This is a genomic window from Flavobacterium notoginsengisoli (genome assembly GCF_014207905.1).
GTDB classification, from domain to species: domain Bacteria; phylum Bacteroidota; class Bacteroidia; order Flavobacteriales; family Flavobacteriaceae; genus Flavobacterium; species Flavobacterium notoginsengisoli_A.
The window spans coordinates 112,258-136,331 of sequence record NZ_JACHLB010000007.1 but is presented as its reverse complement, the minus strand read 5'-3'; the positions used below and the strand labels follow the sequence as shown (position 1 = coordinate 136,331).

Annotated in this window: 23 protein-coding genes and 1 pseudogene; 6 read left to right on the top strand and 18 right to left on the bottom strand. The window is 30.2% G+C overall.

The window, feature by feature from the left end; genetic code table 11:
* The first annotated feature begins 116 nt into the window (after positions 1 to 116).
* Complete coding sequence (locus HNP35_RS19705; protein WP_184166248.1) at positions 117 to 1,250, top strand: hypothetical protein; 1,134 nt, start codon at positions 117 to 119, stop codon at positions 1,248 to 1,250.
* Positions 1,251 to 1,516: 266 nt separating this feature from the next.
* Here HNP35_RS19705 and HNP35_RS19700 read toward each other — a convergent pair whose 3' ends face one another.
* The 3 genes from HNP35_RS19700 to HNP35_RS19690 all read right to left on the bottom strand — a co-directional run bounded on the left by HNP35_RS19700 (position 1,517) and on the right by HNP35_RS19690 (position 3,932).
* Positions 1,517 to 2,539 (bottom strand): alpha/beta hydrolase, encoded by a 1,023-nt coding sequence (locus tag HNP35_RS19700; RefSeq protein ID WP_246453611.1) that lies wholly within the window; start codon positions 2,537 to 2,539, stop codon positions 1,517 to 1,519.
* 157 nt (positions 2,540 to 2,696) lie between these two features.
* Positions 2,697 to 2,906: a hypothetical protein gene (locus HNP35_RS19695; protein WP_221433481.1), complete on the bottom strand. Its 210-nt coding sequence runs from the start codon at positions 2,904 to 2,906 to the stop codon at positions 2,697 to 2,699.
* A 51-nt stretch (positions 2,907 to 2,957) separates the two neighbouring features.
* Positions 2,958 to 3,932 (bottom strand): hypothetical protein, encoded by a 975-nt coding sequence (locus HNP35_RS19690; RefSeq protein ID WP_184166252.1) that lies wholly within the window; start codon positions 3,930 to 3,932, stop codon positions 2,958 to 2,960.
* Between the two features lie 176 nt (positions 3,933 to 4,108).
* Here HNP35_RS19690 and HNP35_RS19685 point away from each other — a divergent pair, with 176 nt between their 5' ends.
* From HNP35_RS19685 to HNP35_RS19675, 3 genes are all read left to right on the top strand, one after another.
* Positions 4,109 to 5,086, top strand: coding sequence for a hypothetical protein (locus HNP35_RS19685; protein ID WP_184166254.1), 978 nt, complete (start codon positions 4,109 to 4,111; stop codon positions 5,084 to 5,086).
* A 309-nt stretch (positions 5,087 to 5,395) separates the two neighbouring features.
* Positions 5,396 to 6,394 (top strand): sensor histidine kinase, encoded by a 999-nt coding sequence (locus HNP35_RS19680; protein WP_184166256.1) that lies wholly within the window; start codon positions 5,396 to 5,398, stop codon positions 6,392 to 6,394.
* Positions 6,367 to 7,077: a LytR/AlgR family response regulator transcription factor gene (locus tag HNP35_RS19675; RefSeq protein WP_184166258.1), complete on the top strand. Its 711-nt coding sequence runs from the start codon at positions 6,367 to 6,369 to the stop codon at positions 7,075 to 7,077. The genes HNP35_RS19680 and HNP35_RS19675 overlap by 28 nt, the downstream gene beginning before the upstream one ends.
* Before the next feature lie 585 nt (positions 7,078 to 7,662).
* Here the strand turns inward: HNP35_RS19675 and HNP35_RS19670 are convergent.
* The 7 genes and pseudogenes from HNP35_RS19670 to HNP35_RS19645 all read right to left on the bottom strand — a co-directional run bounded on the left by HNP35_RS19670 (position 7,663) and on the right by HNP35_RS19645 (position 16,513).
* Positions 7,663 to 10,410 (bottom strand): hypothetical protein, encoded by a 2,748-nt coding sequence (locus HNP35_RS19670; RefSeq protein WP_184166260.1) that lies wholly within the window; start codon positions 10,408 to 10,410, stop codon positions 7,663 to 7,665.
* Between the two features lie 341 nt (positions 10,411 to 10,751).
* The gene (locus tag HNP35_RS19665; protein ID WP_184166263.1) at positions 10,752 to 13,007 is read right to left on the bottom strand and encodes an NACHT domain-containing protein; all 2,256 of its coding nucleotides are present in this window, start codon (positions 13,005 to 13,007) and stop codon (positions 10,752 to 10,754) included.
* Positions 13,008 to 13,022: 15 nt separating this feature from the next.
* A complete protein-coding gene (locus HNP35_RS19660) occupies positions 13,023 to 14,060 on the bottom strand; it encodes a nucleotidyl transferase AbiEii/AbiGii toxin family protein (protein ID WP_184166267.1) in 1,038 nt (345 codons plus the stop codon).
* A gap of 27 nt (positions 14,061 to 14,087) precedes the next feature.
* Positions 14,088 to 14,816, bottom strand: a complete 729-nt coding sequence (locus tag HNP35_RS19655; protein ID WP_184166270.1) for a DUF6577 family protein — start codon at positions 14,814 to 14,816, stop codon at positions 14,088 to 14,090.
* 312 nt (positions 14,817 to 15,128) lie between these two features.
* A pseudogene (locus HNP35_RS23840) lies at positions 15,129 to 15,370 on the bottom strand (ATPase); the annotation flags it as partial.
* Between the two features lie 350 nt (positions 15,371 to 15,720).
* Positions 15,721 to 15,978, bottom strand: a complete 258-nt coding sequence (locus HNP35_RS19650; RefSeq protein ID WP_184166273.1) for a hypothetical protein — start codon at positions 15,976 to 15,978, stop codon at positions 15,721 to 15,723.
* Between the two features lie 139 nt (positions 15,979 to 16,117).
* Positions 16,118 to 16,513, bottom strand: a complete 396-nt coding sequence (locus HNP35_RS19645; protein ID WP_184166276.1) for a helix-turn-helix domain-containing protein — start codon at positions 16,511 to 16,513, stop codon at positions 16,118 to 16,120.
* A 172-nt stretch (positions 16,514 to 16,685) separates the two neighbouring features.
* Here HNP35_RS19645 and HNP35_RS19640 point away from each other — a divergent pair, with 172 nt between their 5' ends.
* Both HNP35_RS19640 and HNP35_RS19635 read left to right on the top strand, forming a co-directional pair.
* Complete coding sequence (locus tag HNP35_RS19640) at positions 16,686 to 17,546, top strand: hypothetical protein (RefSeq protein WP_184166278.1); 861 nt, start codon at positions 16,686 to 16,688, stop codon at positions 17,544 to 17,546.
* A gap of 2 nt (positions 17,547 to 17,548) precedes the next feature.
* Positions 17,549 to 17,845: a hypothetical protein gene (locus tag HNP35_RS19635; protein WP_184166281.1), complete on the top strand. Its 297-nt coding sequence runs from the start codon at positions 17,549 to 17,551 to the stop codon at positions 17,843 to 17,845.
* 244 nt (positions 17,846 to 18,089) lie between these two features.
* On the opposite strand, the gene HNP35_RS19630 is transcribed toward HNP35_RS19635, so the two are convergent.
* The 8 genes from HNP35_RS19630 to HNP35_RS19595 all read right to left on the bottom strand — a co-directional run bounded on the left by HNP35_RS19630 (position 18,090) and on the right by HNP35_RS19595 (position 24,012).
* Complete coding sequence (locus tag HNP35_RS19630; RefSeq protein WP_184166284.1) at positions 18,090 to 18,989, bottom strand: bestrophin family ion channel; 900 nt, start codon at positions 18,987 to 18,989, stop codon at positions 18,090 to 18,092.
* A gap of 53 nt (positions 18,990 to 19,042) precedes the next feature.
* Positions 19,043 to 19,744: a VIT1/CCC1 transporter family protein gene (locus HNP35_RS19625; RefSeq protein ID WP_184166287.1), complete on the bottom strand. Its 702-nt coding sequence runs from the start codon at positions 19,742 to 19,744 to the stop codon at positions 19,043 to 19,045.
* A 103-nt stretch (positions 19,745 to 19,847) separates the two neighbouring features.
* Positions 19,848 to 20,342: a DUF2231 domain-containing protein gene (locus HNP35_RS19620; RefSeq protein ID WP_184166289.1), complete on the bottom strand. Its 495-nt coding sequence runs from the start codon at positions 20,340 to 20,342 to the stop codon at positions 19,848 to 19,850.
* A 12-nt stretch (positions 20,343 to 20,354) separates the two neighbouring features.
* Positions 20,355 to 21,194 (bottom strand): rubrerythrin family protein, encoded by an 840-nt coding sequence (locus tag HNP35_RS19615; RefSeq protein WP_221433482.1) that lies wholly within the window; start codon positions 21,192 to 21,194, stop codon positions 20,355 to 20,357.
* Positions 21,148 to 21,375: a hypothetical protein gene (locus HNP35_RS19610; protein WP_184166293.1), complete on the bottom strand. Its 228-nt coding sequence runs from the start codon at positions 21,373 to 21,375 to the stop codon at positions 21,148 to 21,150. Before HNP35_RS19610 ends, HNP35_RS19615 begins: the two co-directional genes overlap by 47 nt.
* A 91-nt stretch (positions 21,376 to 21,466) precedes the next feature.
* Positions 21,467 to 22,843 (bottom strand): sensor histidine kinase, encoded by a 1,377-nt coding sequence (locus HNP35_RS19605; protein ID WP_184166296.1) that lies wholly within the window; start codon positions 22,841 to 22,843, stop codon positions 21,467 to 21,469.
* Positions 22,840 to 23,517 carry a response regulator transcription factor gene (locus HNP35_RS19600; protein ID WP_184166298.1) on the bottom strand — a complete coding sequence of 226 codons (678 nt, stop codon included), beginning with the start codon at positions 23,515 to 23,517 and terminating at the stop codon, positions 22,840 to 22,842. Before HNP35_RS19600 ends, HNP35_RS19605 begins: the two co-directional genes overlap by 4 nt.
* An 18-nt stretch (positions 23,518 to 23,535) precedes the next feature.
* Complete coding sequence (locus HNP35_RS19595) at positions 23,536 to 24,012, bottom strand: DUF2231 domain-containing protein (protein ID WP_184166301.1); 477 nt, start codon at positions 24,010 to 24,012, stop codon at positions 23,536 to 23,538.
* Between the last annotated feature and the right edge of the window lie 62 nt (positions 24,013 to 24,074).

The window sequence follows — 24,074 nt, the reverse complement described above, 5'->3', positions numbered from 1 at the left end:
AAAACTTATTTAAATAAAAATCATTAATAAATTTGTTAGATTTTTTCTAGACTTTCCACTCAATATCTAAAAGGCTTTTTATAAATTTAATTGATAATTATTACAAAAGTAAGTTTATGGAAAAAAAAGAATTTTCAAGGAAAGAATTATATGATTTGGTTTGGTCAACATCACTTAGTAAGCTGACTTTACAATATGCTTTTTCAAATGAAGGTTTAAAAAAGCTCTGCAAGCAATTCGAAATCCCGATGCCTGATAATGGGTATTGGATGAAATTGAAGTTCAATAAAGAAATTGAAAAGCCAAAATTTAACCCACTTTTTGATGGAGAAGATAAAATTATATTAACTATACGAGAAGTTGGGAATCTCGTTAACATTGATCAATCTCCACTTACTATAAGAACGAAAGAAATCTTAAGTGATGCTAAATCCCCTTTAATTGTTCCTGAAACATTAAGTAATCCAGACATTTTAATTCAAAATACCATAAGATTTCACGATAAAAGCAAGAATGATCATTATTATAGGGATGAAAAAATTGATACTGTTTCCATTTTTGTAGTCCAGGATAATTATAGTAGAGCTATAAGAATAATGGATGCGTTTATAAAATCACTAAAATACAGAGGTCATTCATTTAGAAGAGATATAAATAAAAGAGGACCGTGTATCGTAGTAAACGATGTTGAATTTCATTTTGAAATAAGAGAAAAGAATAAAAGGATCCCTTCCGAAAAACCTTATGGATCGTCTACTTATATTCCAACAGGTATTTTAATTATAAAAATCGGGGAAAGTTATAAGGCTAAAGAATGGAGTGATGGTGCTGTAAAATTAGAAAATCAGTTAGCTAAAATTATTGCTAAGATTGAATTAGAAGCAATGGAAGAATTAGTATGGAGAGAAGAATGCAGGTTACACCATATTAAAATGGAAGAGGAGGAAAAAATAAAAAAGGAATTCCAGAAGAAGAGAGAGGTTGAACTCCAAAGAACAAAAGAATTATTTAATAATGCAATATATCACAACAAATCCAAAATAGTTAGAGAATACTTGAATGAATTAGAAACTAAAGCGTCATTAAACAATCAACTCACAATTGAATTGCAAGATTGGTTAAAATGGGCAAAAGACAAAACAGATTGGTTTGATCCAATGATAAAAAAAGAGGACATACTATTATATGAATCCGACAAAGAAGATCTCATTCAGATTAAAAAAAAGGACAACAATATTGACACCAATTAATGTCTCATTACTGTTTTGGTCAGTAATGGTTCCGCTTAACGTAAATTTTTCTTGAGCTAAGGCAGTGAAGAACGTAGTAAAAAGTATTATGAACGTACTGATTTTTTTTGCAATCATTGTCTAGTTTTTAATCTACATAGTTAACAATTGTATCGCGATATTATTGCGAAATAATTGTTAAATATGAGTTAAGATAGGATACGAGAGGTGTTGATTGAAATAAAGTCTTATTCTTAATTGTAATTAGGATTCTTTGTGGTTTTTATTTATTGACAATTTCCTAGTCTAGGATTGTTAATAGAGCTACACGGGAATTGATATTTGCTCTGAGGGTAATTTGTAGATGGATTATCTGTAACTTCTAGTGGAGCCAAAGCTTGCCCATTATGGCTCGGCATTGTGATTTGTTCTTTGGAGCCGTTCCCGAGTGCTACATTTTTGCCTGCTAAATTACCGTTAAAGCTGTAATCTATTAAAGCATCAAGTAGTCTGTAAATACCGTAATAGTCATAGGCGTCATAGGCAGATTGCGTATTTGGTACTACGTGATCTGCTATATACGTATAAGTAGGTAAGACACTTTTTTTGATTAAGATAAAGTCTTTTTCAGTATTCGGAATATTATTGTTTTTAAAAATATCAATAGCTAGACGATGATCGTTCGTAGTGTCATCATCATAAACTTGTGTAATGAGTTTGGTGTTGGCAGGGAAGTTATTTAATTCTTGTGAAGTGATTTGATGTGAATACCATTGTGCCATAGCAAAAATAAAACGACCATTTTGCCCCCAACCTTCATCAATAAATCCTTTATGAGCCATGGCAAAGGAAGCTCCTCCGCCAAAAGAATGTCCCATGAAACCTACCTTCGAAGTATCGATTATATTGGGGTAGTTGCTAACAGCTTTTTTGAAACTTTCCCAAAGGGTAGCGTATCTTTCATCAACTGTTACGCCAATTGTTGGATAGGGAGCAAAAACTACAACATAACCTTTTTTAGCAATAAATTCATATAATCCAATATTGTAAGTACTATCTTCTCCGCCAAAAGGATGTGAGTAAAAAATGGTTGGCCTTGGACCAGTTAATTCTTTCGGATAAAAGACGTCTACGTTTTTTCCATTATACAATGGACTTGCAAAAGATACTTTTGCCACTGTATACGTTCCATCAGCGCCATAGCCACTTTGAGGTCTTGAAATTGGTCCAGCTAAGTCATCGTCTAGGTATGGAGTGGATGATTCGTTGTCATTTTTAGAACAAGCTACTAGAAATAGACCCGTAAGCAAGATTTGTAGAATTAGTTTCATAGGTTAGTTATTTGGTTCCTTGTTTGGACTTTTAATTTTTGGAAGGGTTTAATCTTTAAATCAATTATTTAAGATTTTACAACAACAATAAGTAGAAAAGGATAACAACAAAAAAACTTAAATTATGAAAGAGTTTCTATTCTAGAGGAACACAGATATATCCTTGAAGATTTAAGTGTTCAATAATTTGTTTGGGATTAAAACGACCTCCTTCAATTCTTAATATTCTGTCACAATCTTCTAAGTCAAAGTTAATTTTACAATCTGGGAATTGTCTTTGAAGAATAGAAACTATAGCATTTGCATCTGTATTTATTTCAACATTAGTTTTGAAAATTTCAACCATAATTCATTGTTTTAATTATACTTCAATAGAAATTAGCAGATTAAAAATAATTTAAAAAAGATTATAAGAAATTCCAAATCTAAAATAGACTTGAGCTTCTTCCTTTTGGTCGTAAATATACTTGGACGATCGATCGCCTTTTTCGGTAATACGAGTCCTTATAACGTTATTGATACCTGCTTTAAATAAACCAATTATTTTTGGAGTAAAATGATGTTCATACGTTATGCCTGATTTCAATTCCAACTGATTCAATTCATGAATTCCTTTTAGTTGAGAAGTATTAAAATTCAAATAAAAATTCTCCGAATTCAGTTCTGTACCAAATGCAATACGCCCATTTTCAAACAAATATCTTCTAAACAAAAGACGTTGCGGAAGAATAAAATCGAAATCCCATTTCGATTTATCGAATTTATGATTGTAGGTGAAAATTGGGGTAACAGGTATTATCGATGAAGGATCAAATACTACCAAAGCACCAGCTGTTATTGTGGTATTGGCTGTTTTTTTTAGTACCAAAGTTGCTGATAGAGCTCCTTTTATACGTTGCACATCTTCATGATTTCCATCGATGGTTGCTGTAGCATTATAAATGATTGGTTTGTTAAATAGTTTTGCCTTATAGGTTGCACTTAAAGATGTTGCCAAATAATGAAATTCTTCTTTCCCACTTGAAAAAGGAGCATCTGAGTTATTGTTGTTTTGCCCCAAATCATACGATTCATATTTATATCGCAAAGAACTTGTGAGAACAAACCGTTTAGAGTTAGAGACATAAAAAGGCATATTGAAAGCAAATTTTAATCGGTTATGATTATCAATCCTCCCTTTTTCAAGAGGTTCTCCAAAGAGTTTTGAATCGAAATTAGTAGCTCCTAATTGTTCGTATTGCACATCAAAAGTTCTAGTTGTGGGGAATTTATCGGTTACGGATTTTCCAAAGGATTTCATACTCGTTTTTTCCTGAGCTATAGTTTGCAAAGACAGACATAAAGTAAAAAGAGAAATTATTTTTGTTCGCATAAGTCGGTATAAAGTGTAATTATTGATTTTTTTGAAACTTAGTACAAAAATAACTTGAAAATACTTATTATAATAGCATAATTATACCAATGGCGTTTGTATAATTTAATTGGGCTCCCAATTATAAACTACACGATTTCCTTATTTTTGCCATAAATTTTTTAAATTATAAATATATGAGAGTAAAATTTGTATCGTTTTTATTAATTACGATGAGTTTGTCAAGTTTGACTGCTTTTTGTCAAACAACTAGTGCAACAGGAGAGCTTGGTTTGCCAGGAGATAATTTGGATTTATATGCTGTTTTGGATATTTTTCAAAAATCCAAAACCATTGAGGACTTTGAAAAAAAATTGAATGATGAAAACACTAAAGTCAATAATTTGGATTTAAATGACGATAAAAAAGTTGATTTTATCAAAGTGGAGACCAAAAAAGATGGAGAAGATTTTACTTTTATTTTAAGAGATGCAATAAGTAAATCCGAAACTCAGGATATAGCCGTTATTTTAGTGTCAAAAGACAAAAACAATAAAGTATCCTTACAAATAGTGGGAGATAAGGATTTATATGGAAAGGATTATATTGTAGAGCCTAGCACGAGCAGTAATTCGAGTGTTACAGCCAATCCCGCTTATACAGGATCTAATCCTGTAACGGTAAATGTACCAGCTTCGAAAACAATCATTATAGTAGAACAAGTGCCAATTGTGCTATATATCTATTCACCTGCATACATCACTTATTATCCACCATATTATTATGGCTTTTATCCGCCTTATTTTACTGCTTTTTCTATTGTGCCAGTAAATATTTACCGTTCCAACCATTTTTATTATCACGGAGGCGGTTATGGGTATCACAATACTACTGTTATTGTTAATCATAATCATTACAATAATTACAATAATTCTTATAGAAACACTTCAAATAGTGTATCATATAACAACATAAACATAAATAATAGCAGAAACAATAACATTGGTACTAACAACCGAAATTCTGCTCCTACACTAGATAAAAAGGCGTCTAGTCGCAATTCAAGTAAAAATTCAGTTTCAAAACCTAATGTTGTAAGATCATCTAGTTCATCAAGAGCTTCTGCTTCAAAATCTATGAATTCTTCTCGTTCCAATATTAATAGAGGAAGGTAGTAAAGACCTTCCTTCTGGCGGAGATAGAAGAAGGTGCTAATTGTATTCTGATTTAATTTAAAAATAATCTGCAAAGATGAACATACTTTTATTTGTATGTTCATCTTTGCAGATTAAAATAAAAAAAAGATGGTTTTTGTTCTCATAAATAGAAGTAAAAAAGTAAAATTGATTTTTGATAATAATTAGAACGCAGATCAAAAGTAACTTGGTATAACATAATATTATAGCATAATTATACCAATGGCGTTTGTATAATTTCATTCGAATGCCAATTATAAACTACACAATTTCCTTATTTTTGTCGTTATGAAAATTCTCAAAATTTATCAAAACTTTTTTCTCCGAAATCTTATACTAAATGCTATTGTTTTTGGGGTTATTTTTGTTTGTGTGTTTGATGAAATGAAATTTGAAGAGCATAGCTGGGTTTATGTTTTTTCCAAAATTTGTTTAGGATATTTCCCTTGTATTGTTTGGATAACGTGCTTTAATCTTTTCATCATTAAGCCTTTTTTATTCAAAAAGAAGTATGAGCTTTTTTTTGTTCTTCTTTTGGTGTATTGGGCGGGCTTTTATTTTTTTATGCGTTGGTATTTTCCAATTGCAGATCTTGGAAAATTTAGAACATTGTCTATTTTATCACTTGTCGTGAATGGAATTGCGTTCTTTTTTATTCACATAATAATCACTAAGAAAGTTTCACAGACTGATAAGGATATTATTAATTTCAAGGGAGAACTTTCCTTTCTAAAGCAACAACTCAATCCTCATTTTTTGCTTAATGCTATGAATAATTTATATGGGGAATCGTTAACTGAACCAGATAAATTACCTGACAGAATATTAAATCTTTCTGAGATGCTTCGGTATCAAATAGAAGCTACCAAAAAAGATTATGTTTTGTTAAACGAAGAGATAGCTTTTGTTGAAAAGTATCTGGAATATTATACTTTTCGAAACGAACGTTTGGCAATTGCAAAAAATTATGAAGGGTCTTTTGATGCAATCGAAATTCCTCCATTATTCTTTTTGCCTCTGTTTGAAAATGCAATTAAGTTCTCTGGAGAAACAGAAGCGCCTTTTATTGTGGCAGATTTAAAATTAAAATGCAAAAGTTTATCTTTTACCTTAAAGAATAATTTTTTGAATACAGGTTCAAGGCTTTCTAGTACTGGGATTGGGATAGAAAATTTAAAACGACGTCTCGAAGTTTATGGATTGAAGCATGAACTTATTTGTAAAAAAGAGAGTGAGATTTTTGTTATAAAACTAAAAATATGGAACCTACCTACCGCTGCCTTATAATTGACGATGAAACACCAGCGCATAAGGCTTTGACGGCACATATTGCAAAGTGTGAAGAACTGGTGTACTCAGGAAGCGCCTTCAATGGTATGGAAGCATTAAAAATGTTAAATGAGAACAGTTACGATATTATTTTTTTAGATATTAATATGCCAATTATTTCTGGAGTGGAGTTAATGGAAATGCAGCCCAATCGGCCTCTTACGATTATAACTACAGCTTACTCAGATTTTGCTCTTTCTGCTTATCAAAATGATGCAATTGACTATTTACTGAAACCAATTTCGTTTGAAAAATTTTTAAAAGCAATCGAAAAAGCCAAGACCTATTACTCTGGTTTTAGTCTGAAAAAAGAAAATAATACGAAAGAAAAAGTGCTTTCCTGCAGAGTAAATGGTCAGATTACTGAAATACCCTTAGATGACATTATTTATATAGAAAGTTTGGGTAATTATATGAAATTGTTCAGTTCAAGAGTAAATTTACCTATAATTATTTACGGTTCATTATCAAGTGTTTCATCGGAATTGCAAGTCAATAATGTGGTTCAAATACATCGTTCTTTTATTGTCAATACCAATAAAATACAAAACTTTACCTCAAAAAGCTTAACAATGATCAATGGTGAAGTTCTTCCTGTTGGTAGAAAATATCAAATTTTATTGGATAATTTGTTAAAGTAAGCCATTGGGAGGAAAGGATTTTTGATGTTTTGAGCAGAAAATCATATTGTCAGTAGAAGTTATTTACCTTTGAAATAGCATATAAATTTTTAGCCTATGACAACGCTTCTTCAGAAAAACATCGCAGCTCATATTTCACTTTCAGAAACCGAAATGGAATCATTTTGTAATTTATTTGAATACAAAACGATCAAGAAAAAAAGTTTTTTGTTGCGAGAAGGTGAAATTTGCAAGTTTGAAGGTTTTGTAACAAAAGGCCTTTTTAGAGTCTATCACATTGATAAAAATGGTTTTGAGTATAATTTTATATATAATTCATAATCAAATTTGTAATTACAAGTCAAAAGATTAAAAAATGGTGTGACAGTTGACTTGCTACTATTGGGATTTTACAAAATACAGCTTTCATTCTCAAAATTACTTTGCATTAAAGCTTAGTGAAATTGTTAGTAGATGTTTTAAACCTTATTTATTACCTATTCTTTCTGGAAAAAAATACTGGCATATATTCAAGCGAATACGTTTTTGTGTTAAAAGGTATCATAGTTATTTTTTTTAAGCATTAGGAAGGATGAAAATTTATGGCTAAAATTTTACAAAACCTTTCAACATAATACAAATTGCCTTTATTTCAGGTGTTCCTGTTAAACTACCATTAATGATTACTTGCTGAAAAATGCTTGAAGGAATTTTTTCATATATAATATTGCTATATAACATTAAATCTCTTCCTTTTATTTCTACTTTTCTATTTTCGTTAGTGTTGTAGTTTCTGTCAGTATTGATTATAAATATTGATTCCAAGCCTTTTAAAAAACCTATCGAAGAATATTCTTTTTCTTCTTTCTCTAAATAAAATGAGATTAATGAGAACATCCATAATAATGGAATTACCTCATCATTCAATCCTTTACGAGAATAATTACTTGTAAGTACTTTTATGCGTTTCTCAACTTCAAGGGATAATAAATTTGAATCTTCTTCTTTTAATTTATTAGTAATAAAATAAAAAATATTATTCATCAAATTTAGGTTGAATGAATATGGACTATTTATTAATTCATCAAATAAAATATTTAAATATTTAAATTCAATTGTCGCTTCTAATTGAAAGAGTTCTTGAAAATTGTCTACAACAGGATTTCCTATCATTCTCTTTTTATTATCTATGTCTTCTTTTAATTCGAGTATATAACTATCCAAAGATTCTTTAGAATCTAAAAGTTTTTCTTTAATAATGAATAATGACTCTCTAAAAGTTTGGGTTAGTACATTTCTATAATAAGGCCAACCTATTTCGTTTATTGCATTTAAAATAGTTTTAAAAGTTAAACCTTCATTTCTGCAAAAACGAATGATAGAAACAACAAAACAAGCTATATTCCCTTTTTGTTCAATAACTTTTAGTTCTTCATTTGTATATAAATCAAATAAGATTATGGATTCTATATATTCCGAAATATTATTTGGAATGGTTTCGGTATCAAAAAATATTTTTTCAATTTCTTTTGGATCATTTTTCGAGATTTTTATAGTCTTATTTTCTGAAAAAATTTTTATGTGTGAGCTTAAAAAATGATCTGGTCGAAAATCATTAGGAATATATCCCAGTTTACTTAAGAATGAAACAGCTATATCATCACTACATTCGTAATTTATTAATATATTTTCAATTTCTTTTTTATCTAATGTGCCAAACTCATCAGCAATTAAATAAAAATAAGGATATAGACTTTTAAATTTACGATCGTCCTTGACAGCTGGATAACTCAATAAATCTTTTGCCGCAATACCCGCTTCTGAAGTGATACTTGGTGTTTTCTTTCTTAAAGTAATTAGCCATTTATAAAATAATTCTATTTTGTTATTATCTGGAAATTTATCATCGTAAATAAGTTTCTTTATAAAATCTAACCACAAATCCTGACTATCAATTATTGTGTTTTTATATAATTTTAAAAGAGATGCTTTACCAAATTTATTCTCGAATATTTTATTAGCTGCATCAAAACCTTCTAAAAACTCTTTTTTATCAAAAAGCTCTTTTTTATACTTATCAAAATTATAGAGGTTTCTTTCCCACGATTCACATAAATAAACATAAGCCTTACCGAGTTCATAATATGATAATTTTTCAAAATGATAGTCTATCAATATACCAGCTGCCCTACTTGCTTTATCAAATTCGTTACCATTTAAAATATTGATAAGTTCTGGATAAAATTCATTTTGTTGACCTAATCTTTTAATATCATGTTGAGGTTTAAAAGGATCCCCTAAATCAAAAAAATATGCTTCTCCAGTTAATCCTTCAATTAATTCATTCAAATTATCTTCTGACAAAAAAACATTTTGATGATAAAGAATAAATAATGCATAATATCTTGACAATGCAGGTAAATCTGGAAGAATAGATTTTAAATAATTCAATACATCATCACTATAATTTAATTTCAAGCAGAAACGAAACCATTCATCTCGATCGAATATTCTACTTGACGCTGAAAAAATAATATTTTCTAATTCTTTTTTGGCGTTTTCGGGGAAACAAGCAAGTAAAATTGAATTCGCATTAAAACGCAATCGAAAATCTAAATGTTGAGTTGCTTCTTTTAAAAAGTCAAGGTATTGAGGTTTCGAGTTAACAAGCTCTTTATAACTATTTCTAATTTCAGGATATCTACTTAATATAGGATATTCAGGTAATTTATTAACTACATATAAAAACTCTTGTTTATGTATTTCATCTACATTTTTTAATACTTTATTAAAATAATAAATATATGTTTCCTGTATTTCATCTTTGCTATTTTTCCTTTTAGGGATATAAGTAAGTAAGAATTTTGAAGATATTAATGGATTATTCAGAAGCAGGTCATCTAATATTTTTTTTCTATCGTTATGTTTAATGTAATAAAATTGAGTTTTTGAAAGTAAAGGTCTTGTGATTAAATAAAAATCTCTTTCATTAAATTTTGAATAAAGTAAAATTGCAGCAAATTCAGAAACATCATTATCAATCAAAACGCAATATCGAAGATAAGCTATTAGATCATTTTCTGGGAGTTTTAATATGAGCTCATCATATAATTTATATTTGCCATTTGAAATGTTCTTGATAATTTTATTTACTATGGTTTTGTTAATCTCATCAAAGTTGTCACAAGTATTTAACCAAAAAGAAAGTGTCTCATCCTTATTTTCATCTTGATTAGAAATCACTATTTCTAATGCGTCTAGAACTAAATTTTTATTACCTTGTTTAATTTCTAAAAGTAGTAGTTCTTTACATTTAGAATTATATAACCTATGATGTAGCAACTGTGCCAACATTATACATCTTGTTTTTAAATCAAATTTTTCTGGGGCTATTAAAACAAACAAAGGGATAAAATAACTGCAACTTTGGCTTCTTGCAGCCAGATGATAATATACAATATTTATTAATTTACTTTTTTTTGTTTCGTTAAGTGAAAATTTATCTATAAAAAAGTAACTACCTAAAATAGCTTTTATTTGAGATTCTTCACTACTATGTATTGGATGTATAGGATTTAAATATTCTTCAAAATACCAATTAAATCCAGAATCTCCAGCTAAATGTATTGCCTCTGCAATTGCATAAGGTGAATATGTATCTGGTTCCCCAAAAAAACTTCCCTCACTCCAAGTTTTTACAGGTCTAAATTCAAGTTTTGAAATTTCTGATATAAAAAGTTTTCTAATTCTGAATTTTTAGATTCTGAAACAATAATTGCTGCAATAGGTATATTGTCTTCGTAAACCAATAACTTTTTTAATATTTTAAAAATTGATTTATTAAGTTCTATTGCATATCCTTTTAAACGATTTACTGCGATCGCAAAAGATAGAGATCTCCAATTATGATCACTTATATCTATAAAAAAAGATTCGTCTTTTATATTTTCAGCCAATTTGAGACTATAAGCTATTTCTAGTAATGGTTGAGATATAAAACTAAAAGAATTGCCATTTAATTGTAAAAATAGATTTTTATAAAATAAAATTGTTTCAGGGATGATTTTATTTTTATTCTCAACATTTTCTAGACTATCTATGATTATTTGTGACAGTTGAACATCTTTTATTTGTTTGGTTTGAGATAAAAATATCTTTTCTGCAATGATTGCAATAATATTTTCACGTTGTATAGCAGTTGGAAACTCGTTGAAGAAATTAAAATAGTTTGTTTTTAAATCAATTTCATCCCATTCTAATCTTTTCAATAAAACCTTATACATTAAAGTACCTAGAGTTTCGTCTTCAACTCTTTCTGTCAAAAAGTCTCTAAGTAAACAAACGACTAAAGGTGTTTTGGCTAATAAAGATAATTCATTTCTGCTTTTTAAAAAATCAAGCCTTTTTATCGCATCGTTTGTAACATGTTCCTCAGGAATATTTGCTGCAATTGCTTCATTTTTTAGAATTTCGAGAACTTCGTTTTCCGTTAATTCTATTGTAGTTAAGCAATTCCAATCATTAAAATTAATAATAGATTGTAGTTCTATTGGTCTACCTGTTGCTATGATGGTTATTTCAGAATAATCCTTATTTAGCTTTGCTAAATGCCTTACAACATATCTTGCCTCTTGATTATTCAATTCATCTAAACCATCAAGAACAATAGTAACAGGTCTATTATTTATTATAAATTCAAAGTTAAAAAATGCAACTTGAACCAATATATTAGAATTAATAAATTGATTAATACATTCAAATAAAGATATAAAATCGGATGTTACTTTTCCTTTTATAGAATTGACAGGAATCAGTAAACATAAGTTATCTTCATTGTTTTTATGAATTACATATTGTGCTATTATTGAACTCTTCCCACTTCCAATTTCACCAAACAGAAAAATAGGTTTTACGTCATTAATAAAACTATCAATATCTCCTACGATAACATTTTTAATCAAATTATCTGGTCTAGTTTCTTCAAGATGTGAAGTTTGTATTTTAATTTCTGAATTATGCTTTTTTACATTTCTGTATAAAAACTTAGGGAGATCTTTTTTGTTGTTAACGGAGAAATATTTTTCTTTTAAAAAGCTAGAAGTATAATCTTTAATGTTTTGAACAAATATGCCATAATCAAAATCTACATATTTGTATATGCTTTTATTAATAGGTTGATTGGCAATTTGGTGAAAAATCAACTCTAATGATTCATCAGTTAAATAGCGATTTGCTGTATCTCCTTCGTCTTGTTTGTCCTCTAATCTTTGTCCTAGCATAGCTTTGATGAAGACTTCTTTGTTGTCAATATCTATTTGCTTAATAGTTGCATATTCTCTTATCAATACCAATATTTCATTTGCTAAATCTTCATTTGCAGGCATTTCAAAATTCCAAATAATTTGACTAAAAAAAGATTGCCAATCATCGTTTGAAAATTCTTCTAATATTAAATATTTATTTTTCTTCCCTTTATATTGTTTTTCATATTCTTTTAGTATAACTTTTTTACATATTTCAACAAGTGTATTTTCTGAATCCCACTCTTTACTAATGAGTAATTCAAGAATAGGTTTCTCAGGTAATTTTATATTTAGATCTTTGACTTTTTCAGTACTATATTCTTTAGAAATGCTATTAGTTGAGTAGAAGCTAAAAATAACATTAGGGCTTTTATTTACTGTATCCTTTAACCAATAATCTAAAAAGTATACTAGAGTATTTAATATTTGATGACTAAAAAAAGAAAAGTTTTTTGATTCATAATTTTTATTTTCTTCAATAAATTTTCTGTTATCACTATATATAAACACATCACCATCACTCTCGATAGCAACATGGAATTGTGTCTTTGGATTTGCAATAATTGTATCAAAAGCTAATTTGATAGCTCTAAGCTTTTGTAGTTTAATTCCTTTATGCTTATCCGAAGCATCTCTTTTTATATCCATCGATAATTACATTAATTAAAAACTTTTATACCAATAGTAAAAAGCTTCTGGATTATTCTTTTTTAATTTATTCAGTTTGTTGTATTGAGGATCTTCAATTATCCAATCTTTTATTTCGAGTGGGTTTTTGAATCTTTCTATTTTTACTTCTGCATCTGATTGTATTAGTTTAGTTAAGTAAGCGATTTTAGCTGCTGCTGTTATTGCTTCATCAATGCTAAATCTGTCAATAATAAAGTTGGTAAAATTTCGAATGCCCAATTGTAAATGATTAAATTCTTCTGATTTTATATCGCGCTCTGCTAATGTATAACAGGCTCGCCAAGTGTCTTCTAATACTTCTTTAGCGGTTATCGCTAATTTTCGGAAACCGATCTCTTCCTGGACTACTTTGTTGTAACTTTCTTTGACTATTTCTAAATTAGCTATATGGTCGAATAGGAATGCAATATCGTATAGCTGTTTTATAATTTCTACTGGACGATCTTTACTATAAAGGATTCCAGTTGTTTTGGGAGCAAATGCTGTTAGTTTGTCTCCAAGAATAGCATCAAAGGAAGGCATAGTAATTATAGTTTCTTTTTCAGAAATTAATAGCCAAGTATGTTTTATTGGAAATTCCCGAACTTCTGGGTATGGATTTGATGTATAGAGCAGGTCTAATAAAATTGGCTCAATATTTCCATCTACCACACTTTTATAATAGGTTTTAAAATGCCCTATTGGTGCATCTGGTGTGTGTTTACGGTCGTTGTCATCTTCCCAACTCAAAAATATTTTTTCTTCGACTATTTTCTGCAATATGTCTATTATTTCTTTTTCAGAATGTTCTGTAATTATGTCAATATCAATTGAGAACCGTTTAGGTTTTTCGGTTGCTAATAATAATGCTGTTCCTCCTTTGAATATGAAATTTAGGCCTTTTAATTGCAACTGCTCCAATAATGTTAGTGCCCAAATTACTTTTTCAATTAATTTGGGATCGACGCGTTTTCCTAACTTGTTTTTTAAGTTAAGGATCCAATCTATTGTATGGGTTTCTTGGTTAATCATTTTTATCTATTATTCGCAAAATACAGCTTATTTGGTAATTATTCTGCTTATCATTCTTTCTAAATCCTGCTCTTTGTTTCTTCTTATTGCATATCTTTTCATTTTGGCTTTATTCACATCGTATTTATCAAAAGCAGACTTGTAAATAAAATCTAACTCTCCTTGTTGCGCTGCAAAAAGTTCTTTATCTATCATGATGTCTACCAATAATTTTTCCAGTGTAGGGATCACTATTTTATTATTTTTTACAGTTGGTGATTCGGTTACTAAATTTTTAATAATAGTTACTTCTTCCGTATTTGAACTAATGTATCTTTCTAGGATTTCATCATTAGGATTGAAGTACACGTTTTTTGTCCATTCGCTTACCGCATTAAAAACTTGTTCTTCGGCTTCTTTATCGACTTCAATGATGGTGAAGTTTTTAAAAGGTTGGTGCCGCATTAAATCACTTAACCATTTAGTATTCCAAACACAGATTTCTATAAATGGAAATTCTTTATGAATTTTATTGTATATCTTTTTTAAATTTTGGTTTATTTCCGGATTGAAGATTTGTTTATCTGTTATTGAATAAATTCCTCTTGCTGGATTATTTATTACACCTGCCTTTTTGAGTTTAGATAGGTAAACCGTTATTGTTCCTTCCGAAAGTTCCGGAAAGTCTCTACTGATTAGGTTTCCTAATTCATCTCTTGAAAGTTGTGTGTTAGATTTGAAGTAATTCTCTATTGTATTTTCAATCGTTTTTACCACTTTATTCTTATTTATGGTGTGAATGTACCACTTTTTATTTAAAAATTAAGCTTTGGCAGTAAATTAGTTTTATTGCCGAAAGTTAACTTTTGGATTTGGTTTGCGAATTACTACACATTGTGTAGTGAATTGCAAATGTAATCTATTCAATAAATTTGATTATGGTTTTGACTATCATACGATTAATCCTAAAAATTATGTTGCATAGTTTAAATATCAGGTTAAAGCTGATACAAATGATATGAAATCACACTTTCTAATTAGAAAATTAAGCTTTGGCAGTAATATAGTTTTCTTGCCGCAAGTTAATTTCTATTTTCGTTTGTCTATTGTTTGTCTGTCATAAGTTATTAAATTACACAGTTCTCTCAATCGGCTTCTTACTCGATTTACGTAAAGCGTTTCAATTTCACTTGCTGAAAGGTTTGTAGTAATATGTGTTTGGATTTTTTGGATGTGAAAATGTCGTAGCGACTTAATAGAATTTCTGCCATTACGTTGCATTCGTTTCCGTAATATTTTAGGTTCTTTTCTGTTCCTAAATCGTCGAAGCAATTGCTCGTTAAACGAAGTTGTTGACTTCCTTTTTTCGATGTATGGCCGCAAAGCTTCAAAAACGTATTGCAAATCCCAACAATATCGACCACCCAATGCACGCAGTTGCAGGTGTCCATACTTAAGTTTATTTTCTCCTTTGGTTGGAGATTTTTAAGCTTATAAAAAAACTTTATAATAATTTTTAAATATCTTTTGAAAGTGTACGCTTCTCAAAATCATATGAAGATAACGGGAAAAAGAAGCGTACTTTTTCAAACAATATTACTTTTGAAATCCACAAAATCCTGACTGTTTTCAGGAAGGTTTTTACACATGATTTGAAAAAATTACCGCAATCAAAAATCATTTATTTGTTTTCTTCAAGTAAAGAAATAGTATCGGCAAGATCATGGTTTGTGATATAGTCTAAGACAAAATGCTCCACCTCTTTTTTATTCTCAGGTGAAGTGGAAAATGAGTTGAGGTAATACTCTGTATTTTCATCAGCAATATGAATAATTTCAGTGTAGCCTTTCGAAATTAGAGTGCCCTTTAATTTCAAAACTTTAAGCTCACTGCTATTATCAATTTCTTTTTTAACTCTTAGCTTAATAGTTTTATCCATCGGTTTATTTGTTGATTTTCATTTAACGCACAATAATAATATGATGCATTAATAAAACTTGATTTACTTTCTATTCTACAAACAAAAAAGAGACTTGTGAGGTCTCTTTTTGGAATTAATTATATCTTTTATAAAAGGTTTATTTAGCCTTCAAAAAATTTTCCAAATATTCAACCTTATCTTTTTCGGCTTGAACTAAACGTTCGTAAAGTTCTACAACTTTATCAAGGGGATTGAATGTGCAATTATGGTTTACTGTTGGACCACTATTAATAACAGATCCTTCGTAATTATTCTGAATATTATTTAAGACCGTTTCATCACTATAATTTTTAATTGCTTCAGCAGACACTCCAAGAACTTCAGCAATTACCTGTAATTTTTCTTCTTCTACAATTTCACTTCCCTCAATATTAGAAACTGATTGCTGGCTTACACCAATTGCAATAGCCAACGCTTCTTGTTTCATTCCTCGAAGCTCTCTGATTCGGCTGATATTCCTGCCAATATGTTTCGGTTTTGTTGCTGTACTCATAGTTCAAAGATATTTAAAATTCTTTAATTTTTTTCAGATCGGTAAAATACAAGTTTGAATTAGTATGATACAATTTCGATTAGTTCGGTACGGTACAATCTATTGTTTACTTGCAATGTGTTTTAAACAAAAATACAATTTTTCGGATAAGTATTAACTAAAATTTAAAATTATGAATGAAATTGAATTTTCACAGCAAAAAGAGTTGAAGGAAGTAATTACTGAGCACATTAAAACATCTGCGATTTATTGTTTTGGCAGGCATGCAACAGCTTATAGTTCAAGCAGGAAAATTTATCCTGATAAAGAACTCCAAAAAGAACATAGTCATTTATACCTCTTAGTTTTTGTACAGGAGACCAAAGATAATGCTGTCAGTGATATAAGTGATAAGATAAAAGCAAAGACTCAGGGTACTTTGACCGTTACTGTTCTTATACATCACGTGCAGAGTCTAAAAGACCTCTGCCAAGACCTGCAGTTTTTCTTTTGGCTGATCATGCAGAACGCAGAGCTATTATTTCAAGATATTAATAAGCCTCCTTATTTAAATATTAGCGAAACTCCCAAAAGAAATTTAAAATCAACATCGCATTACATCGCATGGAGGAGGAATAATATTGCTACAATCTGGGGCTGGGTATATAATGATGATGATGCTTCTAGTTCGGATGAAGTAAAAATGTCCGCTCTTCATCAAATAGTGGAGCAAATATGTTTGTCTTTGATCCGTGTCTTTGCAGGCTACACTCCTAATCATTTTGCATTAGAGTATTTATTTAATCTCTGTGAATACTTTACTACCATAACTGCAGATTTTTTCCCCCGACAAACTCTGGAAGACAAATCCATATTTAAACTTCTTAAGCAACAGCCCAACACGTTACGTTTTAGTAAGACTAACGATGTTGATTATTTATATTATCAAGTTGTGGAAGAAAGATGCAAAAATTTTAAAAATCAAGCGGATATTTTAATACAAACAGAACTCGAGAGGTTAAGTCAAATTGAAATTATTGAAAATAAAAAATAATCATGGAAATAGATGAAGTTAAAAATATTGAAGCTATCAAGAGATTAAAAGACATGTGTCTGAGAACCTTAAAACCTGCAGGGAACAAAAGCGGTTTATATACAGCAGAAATTAGAGTATTTGATTTTTTGGAACTTGCCTCAATTATTAGAAATCTTATAAAGTTATGTATTGTGGCTCTGGATCAAGATGGAGCTGAAGTTCCCATTACTATAAAAAATCAGTCAATTGACGTCGGGCTTATACTGGGAATTGCCTTGCAGTTATTTCCAATTGATGAATTTGAACTGCTAAATTAAATCAGCATATTATTCCCTGCTGATTCTCGGGAGGAAGATGAAAATATAATAAAAGAATAACAATCCATAGCCATCATAGATATAATTTACTTATGATCAATACAAATCAAGATCTTATCCTTATAACGATAAATGATTGTTGAACAAAAAACACCTGTAATGGTCTTTTTTTAATGAAGTGAGATGACAAATGGAAAACAATGAAAGAGGGAGACTTACTTAGCCCAATAGTCGTATAATTTATTTATAATTTTGCTTTCATTTCATTGCAGTTTTGTTCAATTGTTTGGCAGATTTCATCTATTGTCACAGAGGTTTTGTTTTCTGAAAAAGGTTCACCGTGTAGATTCGCCAATTTATTAATTGTTAAAAAGACAGTACTGATAATGACCATAATTGGAATTGCTAAAAACTCAAATCCACTATTTTCTCCTCCTAAGTCAATATCGCCTATAAACAAAGGAATTAGTAGTACGTAGAAATATACAATTATTCTCGTGAATGCACTGTAAATCATTAAAAACGGTGTGTTTTTTATACGCTCTGCCTTACCTTGAATATCATAAAATCTGTTTAAGTGTTGCATCAAATCACCTTTTTCAATTCTTGCCGTAAAAGCAAAACTATCTTCAATATTTTTTGTAATTGCGACTAGAATTTCATTTGAAATTTTATTCTGCTTATTAATATCAAATTCAGAAATAAGATGGTTTGACTCTTCGCTAAAAGTTGGTTTATGGTTGTTGTGCATTTCATTCTTTAATTGTCTAATAAATAAGATGCTTAAATCGATTGTTTTTTTTGCTTTTAGTTTCAAATCAGTTCGCTCTGATTCTTTAAAATGACTCTCATTACTATAATACACATATATCTTTGTAACAAAGCTTCGGGTATTATTGGTCAATTCACCAAAAATTTTTCTTGCTTCCCACCATCTGTCGTATGCAGAGTTCATTCTAAATCCTAAGAAAAACGCAACCGCAAGTCCAAATACAGAACCTATTTGACCTGATATTTTATAAATATGATCGCCAAAGTGTTCTTCAATACCAAGCACAAGTATTGTGTATATAGATGTAATAATAATAAAGGGGGCGGTAATTCTTCCTAATTGTGACAGTCCTTGTTTTTCTGTTTTTATCATAATAAAATTTTCTTTAATCAAACCAATACATCTAACAAATGAGTTGACTATTATTATACTTTTACACCAAAAATATAACCTACTAATGCCGATAAAACCATTGCTATCGTACCCCAAATGGTAATTCGTAAAATAGCTTTTGAGATACTTGAACCACCTGTTTTTGCCGCCATTGTTCCTAAAATGATTAAGAATATAATTGTTGCTGCGTATAACGAATATTCCATACCTTTAACAGGCATAAAAAGTATTATTAAAAGCGGTAAAACACCGCCAACTGTAAAAGCTGCGCCGGATGCTAAAGCTGCTTGAATAGGATTTGCTTGACTTATTTCATTTATCCCTAATTCGTCCCTTATGTGAGCTCCTAATGCGTCATTTTCTGTTAATTCAAGTGCTACCTGCATTGCAGTTTCTTTTTTTAACCCTCTCTTTTCATAGATTTGAGCTAATATTTTTAGCTCTTCTTCTGGCATATCTCTTAATTCTTGTATTTCACGTTCGATGTCTGCTTTTTCAGTATCTGTTTGTGAACTTACAGAAACATATTCACCTGCAGCCATAGACAAAGCACCTGCTACCAAACCTGCAACTGTTGCTAGAATTATTGGTTCACGTGTTGAACTTGCTGCCGCTACACCTATTGCAAGACTTGAAATAGAAATTATTCCGTCGTTAGCACCTAAAACCGCTGCTCTTAACCAATTACTTCTATGGATATAATGACTGTCTAAATAGTTATCGATTGTTATCATATTGTAGTTTTTTGAATTTAAATATAATACTATTGTTTACTTAAAAAAAGCGATTCAGTTGCGAATCGCTTTTTGGTGCAGATTATTTGAGAAAGGTATGCTATTAATCATCATCGCCATCTTGTTCGCCTCCTTGTTCTCCAGCGGTTTGCAAAGTTCCTGATGCAATTTCAGTATGTCTAATTTGACCACCTAAGTATCCAGTACGAGCTACTAATCCAAAGCTAATAAGTGCTAAGAATAGTGTAATTATTGCCACTGGCTTTGCAAAAGTGCTTTTAGTGCTCTTGAAGTAGATACCAACTAAAGAAAAGACGCCAACCGTTATTAAGGCTACCAAAGCATAGCTTGCAAAATCAGCATGTTGTTCGATTACACTCTCGGAAACACCTTGAATATTTTCAACGGTTTCTTCAGCAGCTTCACCCGTTAAGTAGGCAATCATAGCACCTAAAGCGGAAATTACAAGTAAATAATAGGATGCCAACTGAGTTGTATCACTTTTTTTCCACATACCATAGCCTAATACTAATGTTCCAAGTAGCGAGCCAAATATTGGAAGATGTGTAATTAATAAGTGAATATGAGTTTGGTCCATGATTTCTAAAGTTTAAAGTGAATTAATTTTAATGAACTTTTCTCCACCAGTCATTGAAATTCCACAACGTTTTGGAGCAGTTGTTTCGTATGTATTACCACAAGTTGGACATACATAAAAGGTTGACGCTAATGTGTTTGTTTTATTACTATTTAATGCACTCAAAGCAAGTTCATAAAGCGCTTTGTGCTTTTTTTCAGTTTTATATGCGTAGTTTAAACTAATTAAAGCAAGTTGATTTCCTGCAGCATTGGCATCTTTAAGGAAGTTAGGATACATTGTTATTGCTTCATAGGTTTCACCTTTTATTGCAAATTCTAAGTTTTCTTTTGTTGATTGTACTTTTACGTCGATTGTTGCTGGTTTTACTACAACTCCCATTTCTTCCAGTACCGCTTTGTGATTGTTAGCGTGTATTTTTTCGGCTAATGAGGCCGCTTTGAACAATAACGCAATTTCTTTAAAACCTTCTTCATTGGCTTTTTTAGAAAAAGCTGCATATCTAGCTGTTGCATTTGACTCTCCATTAAAGGCATCTTGCAAGTTAGCTGCTGTTTTTGCTTTTGCTTCATCTACTGAAATTATTTTAGATTCAGCAGTTTTTGTATTGTTCGTTGCAAGCTCTGTTGGGTTTTTCATACCTTCTTCATTATCATTAGAATTTTTACAAGATTGTAAAGCAAGGCCGATAAATAAAGCAAGACTAAATAGGATAACCCTTTTTCTATTGCTACTAAAAAGATTGTTTTCTGGATATTCGCGATTTACTGTTTTCATAATTTCTTTATTTTTTTTGATTTTTTGATTAATCTTTGTCGTTTTTTTCGTTTGCTTCATTTTCTTCTTTCTCAAGAGTTTTTGTTGTGGTTTTTGCCGTTGTGTCTTGAACTTGGGCAGGTGGTTCTGCTTGAGTAGTTGGTGCAACCTGAGTTGTAGTTACAGGAGTTTCTGCTTGTGGTGCTTCATTATTTTTACAAGATGTAAAACTAAGCGTTGCAACAAGTACTGCGAAGGTGAAAATTTGTGTTTTCATAATATAACTGTTTTTAAGTTTTTAATAGTGTAAAGGTCAAGCTAGTTGTCTTTTACCTATCTAAGTGAAATCTTAAATTCAGCTAAAGTTTTTAGGAAGGAAATTGCAATTGAAATGTGGTGCCTTGATTTTGTATACTATCTACTGAAAGAAAAATATTTTGAACTTCACATATTCTTTTTACGATAGAAAGTCCTATACCGTTTCCTGGTACTTGAGAATTTCTTGAATCATCAATTCGGTAAAATCGATTAAAAATTAATTGCAATTTATCGGCTTCAATACCAACACCTTCATCTTTGATTGACAATAATCTATCTGATTTGTCCCAAGATATATATATGTTGCCTCCGGTTTTATTGTATTTAATGGCATTAGAGATTAAGTTGTCTAATATCATTTCTAATAAAAGTGTATCTGCTAAAACTAGCACTTCATTAGGCACCGTGTTATTGATTATAACCTTATTTTCATTAACGATTACTTCGTGATTGTTTATACATTTTTCAATTGATGTATGGAGAACAATTTGTTTTTTGTTGCTCTTTAATACATTGGACTCTAGACGTGCCAACAGAAGTAATTGATCGTATAATTGAGATAACCTGTTTGTTTGATTTAAAACTTCTTTCATCTTTAACTCATACTGCTCAGCTGTTCTCGGTTTTCTTAAAAGCACTTCTATAATTCCTTTAATTGCTGCCAAAGGTGTTTGCATTTCGTGAGAAGCATCTGATGTAAATTGTTTTTGTTGGTAAAAACTATTTTCTAATCTGGCTAGAAGTTGGTTTATAGTAGTTGCTAATTGGTGTATTTCATCTTGGTTTTCTGGTAGCGGTAATCGAGCATTAATGTTGGTGTAATTAATTTGTGAAGCGGAATCAATCAATTGATATATTGGCTCAATAGCTTTTGAAGCCACAAACGACATAATGAAATATAGAATCAGTAAAATAATAACATAGGTACTAATTAAAATTATCATCAGGTTGTGTAATACATTGTAGGATTCTTGTTGTGAAACGCCTATTGTAAGTTGACCTATTATTTTATGATTATTGTTAAATATAGGAAACTGTCCTTGTCTTATTTTTTGGTTGTTGATTATAGCATTATAAAAAACGGTTTTTGTGTTTTTTGGATTAAATAGAAAGTGATTTTCTTGTAAATTGACCGATTTGAAAATGGTATTTCCATTTAAATCGACTATTTGTATGAATGTTGGATTTACTTCAAGTTGTTTGTGTTCTGCTTCTTCCCACTCGGGCATTTTATTCATTATAATTTGGTTATCGTCCCAATCTAAATTGGAAAAAACTTCCACTTTTTCTGTTGTAATGTCATCATCTAAATGTTTGTATGAGGTATAATAAACGACACTATATATCACGACAAAAGCGATAGCTGTCAGTGTAGCAATCGCAAATAAATTGTAAGTAGCTATTCGTTTTTTAAAACTCAATCTCATTCTTGTTCATTAATTATGTATCCAACACCTCTTATGGTTTGTATGATAGATTCTTCGTTTTCAGTATCTAACTTTTTTCGTAAAGTATTGATGAAAACATCAATCACAGCTGTATCCTTATCAAAATGGATGTCCCATATTTTTTCCATAATTCTTGAACGGCGACAAACTTTTCCTTTACTTCGAAGTAATAATTCTAGTAATCCAAATTCTTTTTGGGTTAGTATTATTTGTTTGCCGTCTTTAAGTACTGTGTGCGCTTCGATATTTAATTGAATTGAACCCACTGTAAATATTGTTTGTTCGCCTGTTTTACTTCGCATTAACACTCTAATTCTAGCAAGTAATTCTTCAAAAGCAAAAGGTTTTTTTAAATAATCATTTGCACCTGTTTCTAAACCAAAAATGGTATCATCGACCGTATCTTTGGCTGTTAAAAAAATAATGGGTACTTGTTGGTTTACTTTTCTAACATTTCTGCAAATTTCTATTCCACTCACACCAGGAACCATCCAGTCGAGCAACATTACATCATACTCGTTAGTAAAATCTAAGGCTAATTCTAATCCTTTTCGTCCGTTATCAGCAACGTCCACTGCAAAACCTTCTTCTTCAAGTCCTTCTTTTAAAAAACCTGATATTGCCGATTCATCCTCTACTATTAAAATTCTCATCTTTGATACCTCTAATTATTATAGATTTAAGCCACTTTCGTTTTCATTAAAATTGGGTAATGCTAATTCTACACCTGCACCGTGATTGTAAACCAATTGTCCACCCAAATAAGCAGTACGAGAAACACCGCCAATTAGCGCCGCAAATAGTAAAACACTTGCGACTTTAATCCACTTGTTTGAATATTTAAACCAATTAACTGCACAATAAACAATTGATGTGATTATTGCAAGCCAAAGTGTTATTATTGCTGCATTTTCGTGTAGTTCAATTGCTTTGCCTAATGTTCCGCCGTCCATACCTTCACCTGCCGCATCGCCAGATAAATAGGAAGCAATAGTTCCAAAAGTACCTAAAATTAACAGGTAAAATGCTGTTTTATTGAAAAATGTTTTCTTAAAAACAATTCCAATTATTTCATTTATAAATCCGATAAGAAGCAATGCTATTGGAAAATGTATTACCATAGCGTGTAAATGTGTAGCACTAATCATAATGTTTTTATTTTTTACAAAGATTATAAAATGAGTATTTGGTTTGGATTAATGAAATCTAA

Coding starts and splice junctions, on each gene's coding strand:
- HNP35_RS19705 (WP_184166248.1), top strand. CDS start 117: ATGGAAAAAAAAGAATTTTCAAGGAAAGAATTATATGATTTGGTTTGG.
- HNP35_RS19695 (WP_221433481.1), bottom strand. CDS start 2,906: ATGGTTGAAATTTTCAAAACTAATGTTGAAATAAATACAGATGCAAAT.
- HNP35_RS19690 (WP_184166252.1), bottom strand. CDS start 3,932: ATGCGAACAAAAATAATTTCTCTTTTTACTTTATGTCTGTCTTTGCAA.
- HNP35_RS19685 (WP_184166254.1), top strand. CDS start 4,109: ATGAGAGTAAAATTTGTATCGTTTTTATTAATTACGATGAGTTTGTCA.
- HNP35_RS19680 (WP_184166256.1), top strand. CDS start 5,396: ATGAAAATTCTCAAAATTTATCAAAACTTTTTTCTCCGAAATCTTATA.
- HNP35_RS19675 (WP_184166258.1), top strand. CDS start 6,367: ATGGAACCTACCTACCGCTGCCTTATAATTGACGATGAAACACCAGCG.
- HNP35_RS19670 (WP_184166260.1), bottom strand. CDS start 10,410: ATGTTGGCACAGTTGCTACATCATAGGTTATATAATTCTAAATGTAAA.
- HNP35_RS19665 (WP_184166263.1), bottom strand. CDS start 13,007: ATGGATATAAAAAGAGATGCTTCGGATAAGCATAAAGGAATTAAACTA.
- HNP35_RS19660 (WP_184166267.1), bottom strand. CDS start 14,060: ATGATTAACCAAGAAACCCATACAATAGATTGGATCCTTAACTTAAAA.
- HNP35_RS19650 (WP_184166273.1), bottom strand. CDS start 15,978: ATGGATAAAACTATTAAGCTAAGAGTTAAAAAAGAAATTGATAATAGC.
- HNP35_RS19645 (WP_184166276.1), bottom strand. CDS start 16,513: ATGAGTACAGCAACAAAACCGAAACATATTGGCAGGAATATCAGCCGA.
- HNP35_RS19640 (WP_184166278.1), top strand. CDS start 16,686: ATGAATGAAATTGAATTTTCACAGCAAAAAGAGTTGAAGGAAGTAATT.
- HNP35_RS19635 (WP_184166281.1), top strand. CDS start 17,549: ATGGAAATAGATGAAGTTAAAAATATTGAAGCTATCAAGAGATTAAAA.
- HNP35_RS19630 (WP_184166284.1), bottom strand. CDS start 18,989: ATGATAAAAACAGAAAAACAAGGACTGTCACAATTAGGAAGAATTACC.
- HNP35_RS19625 (WP_184166287.1), bottom strand. CDS start 19,744: ATGATAACAATCGATAACTATTTAGACAGTCATTATATCCATAGAAGT.
- HNP35_RS19620 (WP_184166289.1), bottom strand. CDS start 20,342: ATGGACCAAACTCATATTCACTTATTAATTACACATCTTCCAATATTT.
- HNP35_RS19610 (WP_184166293.1), bottom strand. CDS start 21,375: ATGAAAACACAAATTTTCACCTTCGCAGTACTTGTTGCAACGCTTAGT.
- HNP35_RS19605 (WP_184166296.1), bottom strand. CDS start 22,843: ATGAGATTGAGTTTTAAAAAACGAATAGCTACTTACAATTTATTTGCG.
- HNP35_RS19600 (WP_184166298.1), bottom strand. CDS start 23,517: ATGAGAATTTTAATAGTAGAGGATGAATCGGCAATATCAGGTTTTTTA.
- HNP35_RS19595 (WP_184166301.1), bottom strand. CDS start 24,012: ATGATTAGTGCTACACATTTACACGCTATGGTAATACATTTTCCAATA.